This window comes from Stenotrophomonas sp. YJH_SMC_127, assembly GCF_059372445.1.
Genome location: NZ_JCAFVO010000007.1, coordinates 158,635 through 173,556 on the forward strand (window position 1 = coordinate 158,635; position 14,922 = coordinate 173,556).

General features: G+C 68.1%; 11 protein-coding genes. 8 read left to right on the top strand and 3 right to left on the bottom strand.

Features of this window, described 5'->3' with window-relative positions; translation table 11 throughout:
* Positions 1-27: 27 nt before the first annotated feature.
* Positions 28-1,659: a TldD/PmbA family protein gene (locus AC5QAB_RS16300; RefSeq protein WP_032957606.1), complete on the bottom strand. Its 1,632-nt coding sequence runs from the start codon at positions 1,657-1,659 to the stop codon at positions 28-30.
* A gap of 772 nt (positions 1,660-2,431) precedes the next feature.
* Between AC5QAB_RS16300 and AC5QAB_RS16305 the strand changes: the two genes are divergently transcribed.
* Entirely contained in the window at positions 2,432-3,046 is a 615-nt protein-coding gene (locus tag AC5QAB_RS16305) for a DUF938 domain-containing protein (RefSeq protein ID WP_014645479.1), read from the top strand.
* A 73-nt stretch (positions 3,047-3,119) separates the two neighbouring features.
* On the opposite strand, the gene AC5QAB_RS16310 is transcribed toward AC5QAB_RS16305, so the two are convergent.
* On the bottom strand, positions 3,120-6,806 hold the full coding sequence (locus AC5QAB_RS16310; RefSeq protein ID WP_197562172.1) for an indolepyruvate ferredoxin oxidoreductase family protein: 3,687 nt from the start codon (positions 6,804-6,806) through the stop codon (positions 3,120-3,122).
* A gap of 169 nt (positions 6,807-6,975) precedes the next feature.
* Here AC5QAB_RS16310 and AC5QAB_RS16315 point away from each other — a divergent pair, with 169 nt between their 5' ends.
* Entirely contained in the window at positions 6,976-7,611 is a 636-nt protein-coding gene (locus AC5QAB_RS16315; protein ID WP_080281912.1) for a tetratricopeptide repeat protein, read from the top strand.
* Positions 7,612-8,083: 472 nt separating this feature from the next.
* On the opposite strand, the gene AC5QAB_RS16320 is transcribed toward AC5QAB_RS16315, so the two are convergent.
* Positions 8,084-9,568, bottom strand: coding sequence for an AAA family ATPase (locus AC5QAB_RS16320; protein ID WP_014645482.1), 1,485 nt, complete (start codon positions 9,566-9,568; stop codon positions 8,084-8,086).
* 123 nt (positions 9,569-9,691) lie between these two features.
* On the opposite strand from AC5QAB_RS16320, the gene AC5QAB_RS16325 reads away from it, so the two are divergent.
* The 6 genes from AC5QAB_RS16325 to AC5QAB_RS16350 all read left to right on the top strand — a co-directional run bounded on the left by AC5QAB_RS16325 (position 9,692) and on the right by AC5QAB_RS16350 (position 14,878).
* Positions 9,692-10,321, top strand: coding sequence for a nucleotide-binding protein (locus tag AC5QAB_RS16325; RefSeq protein ID WP_010487235.1), 630 nt, complete (start codon positions 9,692-9,694; stop codon positions 10,319-10,321).
* 49 nt (positions 10,322-10,370) lie between these two features.
* Positions 10,371-10,847, top strand: a complete 477-nt coding sequence (locus tag AC5QAB_RS16330) for a SixA phosphatase family protein (protein ID WP_014035499.1) — start codon at positions 10,371-10,373, stop codon at positions 10,845-10,847.
* Positions 10,848-10,851: 4 nt separating this feature from the next.
* Positions 10,852-11,469 carry a YceI family protein gene (locus AC5QAB_RS16335; protein WP_014645483.1) on the top strand — a complete coding sequence of 206 codons (618 nt, stop codon included), beginning with the start codon at positions 10,852-10,854 and terminating at the stop codon, positions 11,467-11,469.
* The gene (locus AC5QAB_RS16340; protein WP_197556768.1) at positions 11,466-13,523 is read left to right on the top strand and encodes a phospholipase D family protein; all 2,058 of its coding nucleotides are present in this window, start codon (positions 11,466-11,468) and stop codon (positions 13,521-13,523) included. Before AC5QAB_RS16335 ends, AC5QAB_RS16340 begins: the two co-directional genes overlap by 4 nt.
* A 10-nt stretch (positions 13,524-13,533) precedes the next feature.
* Positions 13,534-13,968 carry a hotdog fold thioesterase gene (locus AC5QAB_RS16345; protein WP_014035502.1) on the top strand — a complete coding sequence of 145 codons (435 nt, stop codon included), beginning with the start codon at positions 13,534-13,536 and terminating at the stop codon, positions 13,966-13,968.
* A gap of 118 nt (positions 13,969-14,086) precedes the next feature.
* Positions 14,087-14,878, top strand: coding sequence for a lysophospholipid acyltransferase family protein (locus AC5QAB_RS16350; protein WP_032961622.1), 792 nt, complete (start codon positions 14,087-14,089; stop codon positions 14,876-14,878).
* Positions 14,879-14,922: the final 44 nt, after the last annotated feature.

Below are 14,922 nucleotides of genomic sequence, written 5' to 3' on the forward strand. Positions count from 1 at the left end.
TGCTCTCCATGTCGAAGGATGGGTGGCTCAAGCGCCGAGACTGCGCGCGGTGTTGATGATGTTGATGCCGTTGAAGCGGGTGGTGGACGAACCGTGCGAGACCGCCGAGACCTGGCCGGGCTGGCCCTTGCCGTCGAAGAACGAACCGCCCAGGCGGAAATCGCGTTCATCGCAGATGGCCGTGCAGGCATTCCAGAATTCCGGCGTGCGGATCTGGTAGGCCGCATCCTCGACCATGCCGGCGATCTTTCCGTCCTTGATCTGGTAGTACAGCTGGCCACCGAACTGCGCGTTGTAGCGCTGCTGGTCGATCGAGTACGACCCCCGGCCGTGGATGTAGATACCGTTCTCCACGTCCTTGATCATGTCCTCGACGCTGAGCGGCTGCTTGCCCGGCGCCAGCGAGACATTGGCCATGCGCTGGAACTGCACGCTGGACCAGGAATCGGCGTAGCTGCAGCCATGCGATGCATCGCGGCCGAGGATATGGGCTTCATCGCGGGTGGCCTGGTAATCGACCAGGATGCCGTCGCGCACCAGGTCCCAGCGCTGGGTCTTGACGCCCTCGTCGTCGTAGCCGACCGCACCGAGGCTGCCCGGCTGGGTCTTGTCGGCGAAGAAGGTGACGATGTCGCTGCCCCAGCGGAAACCCGCATCGCGCTTGTCCAGCGTGGCGAAGCTGGTGCCGGCGTAGTTGGCTTCGTAGCCGAGCACGCGGTCCAGCTCCAGCGGGTGGCCGACGTTTTCGTGGATGGTCAGGAACAGGTTGGACGGGTCCAGCACCAGGTCGTACTTGCCGGGCTTCACCGACGGCGCCTTCAGTTTCTCGCGCGCGTGGCGGGCGGCCGCAATGGCGTCCTCGACCGGGTCGTAGGAATCGCGGTAAGCGGTGATGCCACCGGGCAGGTGCACCTTGCCGCGCGCATCGCCATCGAGGAACTCATAGCCCATGCCCATCGGCGAGGACAGGCCGGCGCGGGTGCGGAACCTGCCGCTGGCCTTGTCGATGGCGGTGGCGGTGAACGGCAGCCAGATGCGATGGATGTCCTGGTCGATGAACGAGCCATCGCTGGAGGCGAAGTACTTCTGTTCGTTGACCAGGAACAGGGTGGAATTGATGTAGTCGGCGCCCGCATCCAGCGCGGCGGCATTGAGGGCCAGCAGCAGTTCGACCTTGTCCTGGATCGGCACCGCCATCGCGTTCCTGCGGACCGGGGTCTGCCAGCGCACCTCCCCGACCGGCGGCGTCGGCGCCAGCTGCACCGGCCGGGTCTGGATGCTGGCGTTGGCGCGGGCGATCGCGGCGGCCTGCTCCACCGCCGCGCGGACCGCGGCCTCGGTCTGCTGGTGGGTGGCGGCGAAGCCCCAGGCCCCGTTGACGATCACCCGCACGCCCACGCCGGACGATTCGCGGTTGGTCACATTGCCGACCTGATGCTCGCGGGTGATGACCGACTGGTTGAGGTAGCGGCCGATGCGCACATCGCAGTAGCTGGCCTTGGCCGTGCGTGCGGTGGCCAGCGCCACGTCCGCCAGGCGCCTGCGCTGGAGGGTGTCGACCGGGGCGAGCAGTTGCTCGGCGGCGATGGCACGGGAATGCGGCAGCAGCAGGCCCGCCAGGCCCAGACCGGAAAAAGCCAGGAACTCACGTCGTTGCACAGCGTTTCTCTCTCTCGATTGCGTGCGGCCGGCAACGGGCCGAGCCGATCACGTCAACCACTCGACTTTCGCCAGCGCGGGGCATCCGGGCAAGTGACTGCAGTCATGGTTGGGGGTGTTACGGCAGGGCTTGCAGCCCTGCACCTGCTCAGAGCCACAGCAACAGCCACAGCAACAGCGGGCTTGCTGAGGGATGGCGGGGCGGTGTGGGTGGGCAGGACACGCCGTAAACCCCCCTCCGGGGTCCGGCCCAGCCGCTGGCGGCTGTGCGTTCGGGCGCTTGCGAAGCAGTGCTTCGCAAGCAAAGCGCCCTCACCCATGGGGGCTCGATGGCGCCATCCATGGCGCCAACGGTCCTGCCCACCCACACCGCCCCGCCTTCGACAGATTCCGGCGGCTGTTGGTAGGTGTCGACCTTGGTCGACACATCTGTCAGATATCGAATGAAATTCGGGGTCAGATCCGTTTTCCTGCGGAAAACGGATCTGACCCCAAGAGTGTTTCCGACAGATCGCGGCCAACTGTCGAAGGCGGGGCGGGTCCGGTGGCAGGGGCGTGAGCGCCATGGATGGCGCGACCGAGCCTCCATGGACGGATTTACGGCGTCCCCTGCCACCGGATCCCCCCCGCCATCCCTCAGGAAGCCCGCTGTTGCTGTTGCTTTGGCTTTGGCTGTTGCCGTTGCTGTGGCTTGAAGCAGGTGCAGGGCGCAGCCCTGCTCGGAACACCCCCCTCGTGCACAATGGGCCGACCCCGCCTGGACACCGTCCTGATGTCGAGCAAGCCGTATTCAGAAGCCTGCGAGCGCAACCGCGAACCGATCGCCGCCGCACTCGACCCGTGGATGGGCGACCGCCATCGGGTGCTGGAAATCGGCAGCGGCACCGGCCAGCACGCGGCCTTCTTCGCCGAGCGTTGGCCCTGGCTGCGCTGGCAGCCCAGCGACCATCCGGACCATCTGCCCGGCATCGAGGCCTGGCGCGCGGAAGCGGCGCTTCTGAACCTGCTGCCGCCGGTGGCGCTGCAGGTGGAACTGCCACCGGCGCCTGGGCTCAGCCTGCCACAGAGCAGCACGTTCGACGCCGCGTTCAGCGCCAACACGCTGCACATCATGAGTTGGGCGCACGTGCAGGCGTTGTTCGCCGCGCTGCCATCGGTGCTGCGTCGCGGCGCGCTGCTGGCGGCGTACGGCCCGTTCAACTACGGCGGCCGCTACAGCAGCGACAGCAACGCGCAGTTCGATGCCTGGCTGAAGGCGCGCGACCCTCGCAGCGGCATCCGCGATAGCGAAGCGGTGCAGGCGCTGGCCGCCGACCACGGATTCACCCGCCTGGGGGATGTGGCGATGCCGGCCAACAACCGCCTGCTGCTGTGGCGGTTGGGGTAAACCATCGGTAGTGCCGGCCGCTGGCCGGCAACCGATTGCCGGGATGAATGCCGGCCAGCGGCCGGCACTCCCTTCAGGCCACCTGCACGATATGCAGCGCCTTCGGATTGCGCCACTGCGCCAGCAGGGCCGCTTCGCGCGCCTTGGCCTGCTCGAAATGCGCTTCCTTGACGTGGCCGAAGCCGCGGATGTGCTCGGGGATGCTGGCAATCTCCACCGCCAGGGCCAGGCGGTCGTCATCCAGGCCGTCCAGCAATACCTGCACGGTGGCCTCGTAATCGCCGATCAGCTTGCGCTCCATGCGGCGTTCCGCGGTGCGCCCGAATACGTCGAAGCGGCCGCCACGCAGGAACTTCAGCCTGGCCAGCAGGCCGAAGGCCTTGAACATCCACGGGCCGTATTCCTTCTTCAGCAACCGGCCCTGCTCATCCTTCCTGGCGAACAGCGGCGGCGCCAGGTGGAAGCGCAGCTGGTAATCGCCCTCGAACTGCTGCTGCAGGCGGCGCTGGAAGTCGCCACTGGTGTACAGGCGGGCCACTTCGTACTCGTCCTTGTAGGCCATCAGCTTGAACAGGTAGCGGGCCACGGTCTCGGTCAGCGCAGTGGAGCCGCCGATGCGGTCGGCTTCGGCGGTGCGCACGCGCTCGACCAGGCGGCGGTAGCGGTTGGCGTAGGCAGTGTCCTGGTACTCGACCAGGAACGCGGCGCGGCGCTCGATCATTTCATCCAGCGAGCGCGACAGGCGGGCGTCATCCAGCGGCAGGAACGCCACGTCGCCACCGTGCGAGGGCAGGCCGCGCAGTTCGCGTTCGTCGCCGGTGTTGCGCGGTGCCGCAGTGGCACCCCATTCATTGCCCTCCCACTCGCCTGGCGGCAGCGGATGCAGCGGGCCCGGGGTGGATTCGGCATCGGTGTGGCGGTTGCGCACCAGGCCGGCCGCCTGCTGCACGGCCTGCGGATCGACCACGGCCAGGCGGCCCCAGGCGAACGCCTGCTGGTTCATCGCCACGGCCGCGCCATTGAGCTCGATGGCGCGCATCAGTGAGTCGAACGACAGCGGCACCAGGCCCTGCTGCCAGGCGTAGCCGAGGATGAACAGGTTGGCGGCGATGGCATCGCCCAGCAGCGCGGTGGCCAGCTGGGTGGCATCGAGCAGCAGTGGTTCCTGGCCGCCCAGTGCCACGCGCACGCCGGCAATGATGTCGGCGGCGGGGAACTGCATGTCCGGGCGCGTGGTGAAGGTGCCCGGCATCGCTTCGTAGGTGTTCAGCACCACCTGCGAACGGCCGGCACGCACCTTCGAAAGCGCCCAGTAATCGTTGACCACCACCATGTCGCAGCCCAGCACCAGGTCGGCCTCACCGGCGGCGATACGCACGGCGTGGATGTCTTCAGGGCGACGGGCAATGCGGATATGCGTGGTCACCGCGCCGCCCTTCTGCGCCAGGCCGGTCTGGTCGAGCACGGTCGCGCCCTTGCCTTCCAGGTGGCCGGCCATGCCCAGCAGCGCGCCGATGGTCACCACGCCGGTACCGCCGACGCCGGTGATCAGGATGTTCCAGGGCTGTTCCAGGCTGTCGCGAAGGGTCGGTGCCGGCAGGTTGTCCAGCAGCGTGGACGCATCGCGCTTGCTGCCCTTGCGCGGCTGGCCACCGTGCACGGTGACGAAGCTCGGGCAGAAGCCGTTCACGCAGGAATAGTCCTTGTTGCAGTTGGACTGGTCGATCTCGCGCTTGCGCCCGAACTCGGTTTCCTTAGGCAGCACCGACACGCAGAAGCTCTTCTTGCCGCAGTCGCCGCAGCCTTCGCAGACCAGCGAATTGATCAGCACCCGCTTCTGCGGGTCTTCCAGCTTGCCGCGCTTGCGGCGGCGGCGCTTCTCGGTGGCGCAGGTCTGTTCGTAGATCAGGATCGAAACACCCTTCACTTCGCGCAGGCGCTTCTGCACTTCGTCCAGCTCGCTGCGGTCATGGAACTCGACGTCGCTGGGGAAGTGCTCGCGCTGGCCGGTCCACTTGCCGATGTTGTCCGACAGCACCACGATGGTGTGGATGCCTTCGGCGCGCATCTGCTTTGCGATGTCCGGCACGCTCAGCGGACCGTCCACCGGCTGGCCGCCGGTCATCGCCACCGCATCGTTGTAGAGGATCTTGTAGGTGATGTTGACGCCGGCAGCGACCGCCTGGCGGATCGCCAGCGAACCGCTGTGGAAGTAGGTGCCGTCGCCGAGGTTCTGGAACACGTGCGGGGTATCGGTGAACGGCGCCTGCCCGGCCCAGGTCACGCCTTCGCCGCCCATGTGGGTGAAGGTGTCGGTGCTGCGGTCCATCCAGGTCACCATGTAATGGCAACCGATGCCGGCCAGCGCACGCGAGCCTTCCGGCACGTTGGTGGACGTGTTGTGCGGGCAGCCGGAGCAGTAGTGCGGCACGCGCGGAAAACTGGCGCGCGGCAACGCAAGTTCGGCTTCCTTCTCCTGCATCCACTGCAGGCGCTGCTCGATCGATGCGTTGTTGAAGAACTTCTGGATGCGGCGACCGATCACGCCGGCGATGGTGGCCGGGGTCAGTTCACCGGTGGACGGCAGGATCCACTCACCGCTCTCGTCGTACTTGCCGACGATGGACGGGCGCTGGCCCCAGCTGGCCGGCCAGTTGAAGAACTGTTCCTTCATCTGGCGCTCGATGAAGGCACGCTTCTCCTCCACCACGATGATGTCTTCCAGGCCCTGCGCGAAGCGCGCGATGCCCTGCGGCTCCAGCGGCCAGGTCATGCCGACCTTGTACACGCGGATGCCGATGTCGGCGCAGGCGGCTTCGTCCAGGCCCAGGTATTCCAGCGCCTGCAGCACGTCCAGGTAGCTCTTGCCGGTGGTGACGATGCCCAGCCGCGCCCGCGGCGCATCCATCACCACCTTGTCGATGCCATTGGCGCGGGCGAACGCCTGTGCAGCCTTCACCGCATAGCGGTGCAGGCGCATTTCCTGGTCCAGCGGCGGGTCCGGCCAGCGGATGTTGAGGCCGCCGGTCGGCATCTCGAAGTCTTCCGGCAGCACGATGCGGCGCGCCATCGGATCGACCTCGACCGAGGCCGACGATTCCACCGTCTCGGCGATCGTCTTGAAGCCGACCCAGCGGCCGGTGTAGCGGCTCATCGCCCAGCCCAGCAGGCCCATGTCCAGGATGTCCTGCACGCCGGCCGGATTCAGCACCGGCATCATCGCGCTGACGAACTCGTCCTCGCTGCCATGCGGCAGGGTTGAACTGCGGCAGGCGTGATCATCGGCGGCCAGCGCCAGCACGCCGCCATGGCGCGAGGTGCCGGCGGCATTGGCGTGCTTGAACACGTCGCCGCAGCGGTCCACGCCTGGGCCCTTGCCGTACCACATGCCGAACACGCCCTGCACGTTGGCGCCGGGGAACAGGTTGGTCTGCTGGGTGCCCCACACCATGGTGGCGCCCAGGTCCTCGTTCAGGCCGGGGGTGAACTTCACCTTGGCCGCGTCCAGGTGCTTGCGCGCGCGCCACAGCTCCAGGTCAAAGCCGCCCAGCGGGCTGCCACGGTAGCCACTGACGAAACCGGCGCTGTCGATGCCTTCGTGCGCGTCGCGCAGCCGCTGCATCAACGGCAGTTTCACCAGCGCCTGCACGCCACTCAGGTAGATCCGCCCCTCGTTGCGGGTGTACTTGTGGTCGAGCGTGTAGTCACGGTCGATCAGGTCGGCGGAAGAGGGCGAAGTGAGTTGCGCGGTACTGGTCATGGCTGGCCCGGTCAGGATCGGCTGGCACCGGCCGCGTGCAGGCACGCGGCGGGAAAGGCGCGAATTGTAGCAGCGAGGCCCGACCGGCCCGGCACTCGCGCCGGCGGCCATGCTGGGGTTAGGATCGGGGAGAGAGAGGGAGGCTGCGGTTGCGGCCTGGGGAGAAGGGATGTCAGTTGCAGCAAAGATCCTGGGCAGCATGTTGCTGGTCTCGGGAACGGCCCCCGTGTGGGCCGCGCCGGCGGTGCCGGCACCACAGGAGTTCTACTTCGACAGCGATGCGGCCGCCGTGCCGATGGTCGTGGTCCAGTCCGACGGGGATGCGCTGGTGGCGCAGCTGCTCAAACAGCGCGAGCGCGGCCGGCGTACCGTGGAGGCCACCGTGCAGCTGGCGTCGGTGGCCATTGCGCAGGGCCGCACCGAGCTGGGTGAACAGCTGTATCGCGAAGCACTGAAGGATGCGCCGGTGCAGGGCAGCCTGGGCCGTAGCGTGCGCTGGAATTACGGCTGGGACCTGCTGCGTCAGGGCCAGCCCGAAGCCGCCCTGGAGCAATGGCAGGCTGCTGCCGGTGGTTCGCTGAGCAAGCCGGGCTGGCTGCCACCCACCTATGCGCTGGCGCTGTGGCGGGCCGGGCGGAAGCAGGAGGCGGTGCAGTGGTATGCCGCAGCGGTGCGTACCGAGCCGACGCAATGGAGCGACAGCAGCCGCTTTGCGCAGTTGTTGCCGTTGTGGCGTGACGACGAGCGCGCCTCGCTGGCGGAAGTGCAGCAGGCCTGGGCGGCCGCGCCGCCGGCCTGGCCCTGAGGGAAGGGGGGGCCGGGTTGCACCCGGCACCCGCAGAGGCAACGGCTGGAGCAACTGCAGCAGCCGAAGCAACAGCGGGCTTCCTGCGGGATGGCGGGGCACTGTGGGTTTGCGGGGCCGCCGTAAACCCATCCATGGGGGCTTGGTCGCCGCATCCATGCGGCTCACACCCCGCAAACCCACAGTGCCCCGCCTTCGACAGGTTCCGGCGGCTGTTGGTAGGTGTCGACCTTGGTCGACACGGTAGGTCCACGCCATGCGTGGATGAGATCTGCCAGGGATAGAAATCGAACTGGGGTCAGATCCGTTTTCCTCTGGAAAACGGATCTGACCCCAGGGCCTCAAGAGCAGCCAGCCAACCGCTTTTGCTTTTGCTTCTGCTCTTTTTCTTTCTTCCACGTGGCTGATCGCCAACCGCAGCTGTTGCTTTCAGCAACCAGCCACGAGGGGCTGCGCCGTTCGCCGGAACCCCTCAATCGTCCGCGGAAACCGTCCGCCCCGACGCCCATGCCCGCAATGCCTCTACCTGCTCGGCCATCAGCACCGACAGCGGCCGCGTCGCACGGATCTCGTTCATCAGCAGCTCGGTATCCAACGGCCGGCCTTCGGCGTGCGCCGCATACAGCCCGGCCACGATCGCCTGCTCGATCTCGGCGCCGGAGAAGCCATTGGCCGCGGCCGCCAGTGCCGGCAGCGCGAAGTCGTCGCCGTTGAGCTGGCGTCGCCCCAGGTGCAGCCGCAGCAGCTCCACACGCACCTCAGGCGTGGGCAGGTCGACGAAGAAGATCTCGTCAAAGCGGCCCTTGCGCAGCAGTTCGGCCGGCAACTCGTGTACCTGGTTGGCGGTGGCGACGATGAAGACCGGCGCCTTGCGTTCGGCCATCCAGGTCAGCAGGTAGCCGAGCACGCGGCGCGATACGCCACCGTCCTCGCCACCGCTGGCCAGGCCCTTCTCGATCTCGTCCATCCACAACACGCAGGGCGCCAGCTGCTCGGCCGAGGCCAGCGCCTGGCGCAGGTTGGCCTCGGTCTCGCCGTGGTACTTGTTGTACAGCGCGCCCACGTCCAGGCGCAGCAGCGGTACGCCGAAGCCGGCGGCGGTGGCCTTGGCCAGCATCGATTTGCCGCAGCCCTGCACGCCCAGCAGCAACATGCCGCGCGGCGGATCCAGGCCGGCCGGTGCCGAGCCGGCGATGAAGGCCACCCGGCGCTGGCTGATCCAGCGCTTGAGCCGGTTGGCACCGGCCACGTCGCCGAAGCGCGCGCTGTCATGCTCGAAGAACAGGTGGCCGCTGCGGTTGAGCAGCTCGAACTTCAGCCGTGCCAGCTGCGGCAGGTCGTCGTCGCGCAGCGCGCCATCGGCGTAGATCAGCTGGCGGGCGATGCGGCGGGCATCGACCAGGCTCAGGCCCTGCAGGTTCTTCAGGATCTTCTTCACCGCCTCGCTGTCGACCTCGACACGGCGGCCGCCGTGTTCGCGCGCATAGGCGTCGGCCTCCTCGCGCAGCATCTTCAGCAGGGCGTTGGCATCGGGCAGGCGCGGGTTGAAGCGCACCGCCAGGGCCTCCAGCTCGGCCGGCAGCTCGACCTTGGCGCCAATCAGCACCAGCACATGCGGCTCGCTATGGCGGCGCTGGATCAGGTCGCGCAGCGCGCGCTGGTGGCTGGCATACCCCAGGTAGGGGTGGAAATCGAGCAGCAGGTAGACACCCCGCTGATCGGCCTGGCGGATCATCTGCAGGGCGGCGCTGGCATCGGGCGGGCCGACCGGCGGGTCCTCGCGGTCCAGGTCGATGCGACGCAGGCCCTCGGTGATGGACCAGCGGTGCAGGGCCCGCCACACGTGCATCAGCGTCTGCCGGAACAGCTCGACGATGCGGGCCTCATCCTGGGTCTCGATCACGATCAGGGGGGTATTGGCGCGGATCAGTGCGCTCAGGTCCTGCAGTTCGCTCATGCCGGTTCGATCCTTCGGGGGCGCCACGATAGCAAAGGCGATGGCCACTGGTTCAGCACGGTGCTACCTCCCGTCACCACCGCCGGTGTACGCTCGGGGCACGTACCCGGAAGCGAGGCTGGCATGAAGACGATCCTGGTGGCCGGTTCCAAGGGCGGGGTGGGCAAGACCACCGTCGCCACCCACCTGGCCGCGTACGCGGCATTGCAGGGCAAGGCCACGGTGATCGCCGATGCCGACCCGCAGGGCTCCAGCACCCGCTGGGCACAACGGCGTGCAGGGCTGGAAAGCGCGGTGCTCCCCATCGATGTGTATCGGAAGAAGCAGTGGGCGCAGAAGCTGCCCGACGGTACCGATACCGTCATCATCGATGCACCGGCCGGTGCGCTGGCCGACGATATCCCCCATTTCCTGGACGCGGCCGACGCCGTGGTGGTGCCGGTGCTGCCCTCGGCGCTGGATATCGAAGCCATCGTCGGCTTCCTCAACAGCTTGGCCCAGAACCCGCGCGTGCACAGCCGCAAGCTGCCGGTGGGGCTGGTCCTCAACCGCACCAAGCCCTGGACCCAGACCTCGCAGCAGGCGCTGCAGATGCTGGGCGAGTGGCCGTACCCGGTGGTCGCGCAGCTGCGTGACAGCCAGAGTTATGTGGTCATGACCGGCCTGGGCCGCAGCCTGTTCGACTATCGCTCCGCCCAGGTGCGCGAACACCAGGCCGACTGGGAACCGCTGCTGTCCTGGCTCAAGCTTTGATGCCTGCCTCACTTCTCCTGCTGCATCCTCTTCTCCATGGAAACCTGCGATGCGTGAACTGATCCTGCTGCGCCATGCCCATGCCGAACCCGCCGTTTCCGGCCAGGCCGACCTCGACCGGCCGCTGTCGCCGGTGGGGCTCGCCGAGGCCGAAGCCGCCGGCAAGTGGTTGAAGGAAAACAACCTGCTGCCCGACTGCGTGCTGTGCTCGCCGTCGCGACGTACCCGCGAGACCCTGGAAGCGGTGATGACGGCCATCGGCTATGTCGAAAAGCGCCTGGAAGACCGGATCTACGAAGCCACCCCGGGCACCCTGGCGGCGCTGGTGGACGAGCGTCGTGACCTGGACCGGGTGCTGATCGTCGGCCACAACCCGGGCCTGGAGCAGCTGGTGGCCCTGATGACCGACGGCACCAGCAGTGACTATCGCGGCATGCCGCCGGGCGGCGTGGCCGTGCTTGGCTTCCCGCGCGAGGCCTCGATCGAACCCGGCGTGGCCAGCCTGAACGCGTTCTGGTGGCCGTGATCCGATGAGCCTGGCGCGGCGCAGCCGCTTCCTGCTGCCCGCGTTGCTGGCGCTCGGCCCGGCCTGGGCCGCGGCGCCCCCACCGACCCCGTTGCCGCCCGTGTCCGCCGAGGCGCCACGGGTATTGCGCCTGGATACCCAGCGCTCGCGGATCGGCTTCGAGGTGCGCACCCGCTTCGGCCAGCGCATCGAAGGCGTGTTCCCGCACTTCGAGGGGCGTATCGAGATCCTGTCCGACGGCCGTCACCAGGTGCACCTGAAGATGTTCACCCGCTCGGTGGAGATCCCCGGCAAGGCGCGCTATACCGGCTGGATGCGCGGCGAGGAGTTCTTCGATGCCGGGCGCCATCCGGTGGTCGAGTTCGACTCGCTGCCCTACTGGCCGGAGACCGTGGAGCAGGGCGGCGCCATCAACGGCCGGCTGACCCTGCGCGGCATCAGCCACCCCGAGTCATTGCAGGTCGAGAAGGCGGAGTGCGCCCGACCCGGCTATGATTGCGACGTCGTCAGCCGCGGTACCGTGCAGCGAGGCCGGTACGGAATGGACAGCTGGCAGCTAGCCTTGAGTGACCGAGTGACCTTCGTATTGCGTGCGCGCCTGAGCGAGGCGCCGAAACCGTGAACCTCCTGCTGCGCGTCCTGGCGCTGGCAACCGTGTTGCTGGGCAGCGGTTGTGCATCGCTCTCGCATGCCGAGCGTGACCGTGCCGAAGCGATTGCCGTGCAGGCGCGCTCGACCGACGTCGACTGCCAGCGCGCCGACCGCTGCGCGCAGGACTCGCCGTTGCGTGCGCTGGCGGGCCGGGCGTTCACCGAATCCACCCCGGAACAGCCACGCCACTACGCCACCCTGCTCGACGAGGGCGAGGGCGCCCTGGTCGCGCGCCTGAACCTGCTGCGCAGCGCCACCCGCAGCATCGACCTGCAGACCTACATCTTCGACAAGGACGACAGTGCCCGGCTGGTCATCGACGAGCTGCTGGCCGCGTCGCGGCGCGGGGTGAAGGTGCGGGTGCTGATCGACCAGCTCTCGGCGATCTCCGACCTGCAGATCCTCGGCGCCCTGTCCGGCGCGCACCAGAACTTCCAGCTGCGGGTCTACAACCCTACCTTCGGCAAGGCCCGGCTGAACTACTTCGACTATGCCGGCAGCGTGCTGTGCTGCTTCCGCCGCTTCAACCAGCGTATGCACAACAAGCTGCTGGTGATCGACGATGCGATCGGCGTGGTTGGCGGCCGCAACTATCAGGACGACTATTACGACTGGGACCGCGAGTACAACTTCCGCGACCGCGACGTGCTGATCGCCGGCCCGGAGGCGCGGGCGATGGCGGCCAACTTCGATGCCTTCTGGCGCGCCAGGCGCAGCGTGCCGGCCGAGCGCCTGAACGATGTCGGCCGCACCCTGCTGCGCGAGGGCGTGCCGACCCTGCCGCCGGCCAGCTTCCGCCGCCCCGAGCGGGTGGAGCGGGTCAGTGCCGAAGCCAATGACATGGACTTCGTCAGCCGTTCCTTCGTCGATACCGCGTTGCCGGTGGCCTCGGTGCGCTATGTCGCCGACCTGCCGCGCAAGCACCGGCGCGAGAAGGCCGATGCGCCGCTGGCCGGGCAGCACGTGACCGAGCCGCAGCTGGATGCGCTGATCGCCGGCGCGCAGAAGGAAGTGATCCTGCAGACACCGTACCTGGTGCTGTCCAAACCGGCGCAGAAGCTGTTCCGCGAGCTGCGCAAGCGACCGCAGCCGCCGCGCGTGGTGGTGTCCAGCAACAGCCTGGCGGCGACCGACAACCCGATCGTCTATGCGCTGTCGTACAAGTACAAGCGGCGCAACATGCGCGAACTGGGCTTCAACATCTTCGAATACAAGCCGTTCCCGCTGGATGCACCGGTCGATTACCGCAACCTGCTGCCCGACCCGATCGCCGCGCCGGAAGGCGACGACGACGGCGGGCGCAACCCGCTGATCGGCGGCAGTGCTGCCGGCAGCAATGCCGGCGACCGTCGCGATCGCGATGAGCACCCGGCACCCGCCGGCAAGCAGGGGCCGGTGAACCATCCGCGCACCGGCAGTGCCTACCAGAACGCGCGCGAGCGCCGCCGTGCGGCCGGCAGCGAGGTCGAGACCCGCCTGCTGCGCACCGAGACCCGGCCCTCGTTCCTGGGCAGCAAGGCGGTCAACAAGCCGTTGCCGGTCACCCGCAAGGGCGCGCGCATGGGCCTGCATGCCAAGTCGCTGGTGGTCGATCGCCGCATCGGCGTGGTCGGCACCCACAACTTCGATCCGCGCAGCGAGAACTACAACACCGAAGGCGCGGTGATCATTGACGACCCGGCCTTCGCCGAGCAGCTGGCCGAGAGCATCCTGCGCGACACCCACCCGCAGAACTCGTGGACGGTGGCGCCGCGGGCCAAGCCGCCGGTGCTGTCCGGGCTCAACTACAGCGTCGGCAAGGCCTCCGAAGCACTGCCGATCCTCGACTTCTGGCCGTGGCGCTATGCCACCGACTACGAGTTCAAGCCCGGCCCGGACTGCCCGCAGCCGTTGCCCCGGCAGGACCCGGGCTTCCACCGCTGCTATGTCGCCGTGGGTGATTTCCCCGAGGTCAATGTCGGCCCGAAGTGGCTGCTGGTACGCATGCTGACCGCATTCGGCGCCGGCCTCGTTCCCATCCTCTGAAGGTGCCCGCATGACCCAGGTGTTCCGCGAAGCCGTTTCCCTCGAGCAGCTCAACACGCTCAGCCGCAACACCGCGATCGCGTCGCTGGGCATCGTCTTCAGCGCGGCCGGTGACGACTGGCTGCAGGCCACCATGCCGGTGGACGAGCGCACCCGCCAGCCCTACGGCATCCTGCATGGCGGCGCGTCGGTGGTGCTGGCCGAGACCCTGGGCAGCAGCGCCGGCAACCTGTGCGTGGATACGGCCAAGCAGATCTGCGTGGGGCTGGAAATCAACGCCAACCACGTGCGTGCGGTGCGTTCGGGCACGGTCACCGGCACCGCCCGCGCGCTGCACGTGGGCCGCAGCACCCAGCTGTGGGAGATCCGCATCGAGGACGAGCAGGGCCGGTTGGTGTGCATCTCGCGGCTGACCCTGGCGGTGGTGGCGGCCGGCCACGGCTGAGCCCCGGACGGGCGGTGACGGCAGCGGAACCCAGCGTTCCCTGCCGATTGCCCCGGTCGATGGGTGTTATGGCCTAAATCGGCTGGCAGCGATGACGGCCCTCCGGTATCGTGCGCGGATGACTTCCCCCACTCCGGCCCCCCGCGGCGGCGTGGCGCGTGTGTGCCGTTACCTGTACCGCGTACCGCTGCTGTTGGTCCACATCATCGTGTTCCTGCCGCTCATCCTGATCGGCATGCTTCGGCCGTGGGGCGAACTGCGCGTGGGCGAGGCGACCCTGGGGGCCAAAGTGGTCAACTGGTGGCAGGGGGGGCTGATGTGGATCTTCGGCTTCCGCCTGGTGCAGATCGGCAGGCCGCTGCCCGGCGCCGTGCTGTTCGTCGCCAACCACGTCAGCTGGGTCGACATCTGCATCCTGCACAGCCAGCGCATGATGGGCTTCGTCGCCAAGCGCGAGATCGCCAGCTGGCCGCTGGTCGGGTGGCTGGCCGCGCGCGGGCAGACCATCTTCCACCAGCGCGGCAACACCGAATCGCTCGGTGGCGTGATGCAGGTGATGGCCGATCGCCTGCGCGAAGGCAAGGCAGTGGGCGTGTTCCCCGAAGGGCGTACCCGCGGTGGCCACGAAGTGGGCCCGTTCCATGCCCGCATCTTCCAGGCGGCGGTTGAGACCGGCGTGCCGGTGCAGCCGGTGGCTCTGGTGTACGGGCTCAAGGGCGACGCGCAGACCATTGTCGCGTTCGGCCCCGGCGAGAGTTTCTTCGCCAATTTCCTGCGCCTGCTCGGTGAGCCGGCGCGGCGTGCGGAAGTGCATTTCCTGGCACCGATCGGTGCGCAGGACCTGGAAGGCCGTCGGCGCATCGCGGAGACGTCGCGCGCGCGCATCGTGGCGGCCATGAGCACGCAGTGAGGGTGCGGTGGCCCTGATCCCGCCACCCGTCCTGGACGCCGGCA

Excerpts from the sequence above, each read along its gene's own strand:
- AC5QAB_RS16325 (WP_010487235.1), top strand. The coding sequence starts at position 9,692 with ATGAAGACGATCCTGGTGGCCGGTTCCAAGGGCGGGGTGGGCAAGACC.
- AC5QAB_RS16305 (WP_014645479.1), top strand. The coding sequence starts at position 2,432 with ATGTCGAGCAAGCCGTATTCAGAAGCCTGCGAGCGCAACCGCGAACCG.
- AC5QAB_RS16320 (WP_014645482.1), bottom strand. The coding sequence starts at position 9,568 with ATGAGCGAACTGCAGGACCTGAGCGCACTGATCCGCGCCAATACCCCC.
- AC5QAB_RS16335 (WP_014645483.1), top strand. The coding sequence starts at position 10,852 with ATGAGCCTGGCGCGGCGCAGCCGCTTCCTGCTGCCCGCGTTGCTGGCG.
- AC5QAB_RS16330 (WP_014035499.1), top strand. The coding sequence starts at position 10,371 with ATGCGTGAACTGATCCTGCTGCGCCATGCCCATGCCGAACCCGCCGTT.
- AC5QAB_RS16345 (WP_014035502.1), top strand. The coding sequence starts at position 13,534 with ATGACCCAGGTGTTCCGCGAAGCCGTTTCCCTCGAGCAGCTCAACACG.
- AC5QAB_RS16315 (WP_080281912.1), top strand. The coding sequence starts at position 6,976 with ATGTCAGTTGCAGCAAAGATCCTGGGCAGCATGTTGCTGGTCTCGGGA.
- AC5QAB_RS16350 (WP_032961622.1), top strand. The coding sequence starts at position 14,087 with ATGACTTCCCCCACTCCGGCCCCCCGCGGCGGCGTGGCGCGTGTGTGC.
- AC5QAB_RS16310 (WP_197562172.1), bottom strand. The coding sequence starts at position 6,806 with ATGACCAGTACCGCGCAACTCACTTCGCCCTCTTCCGCCGACCTGATC.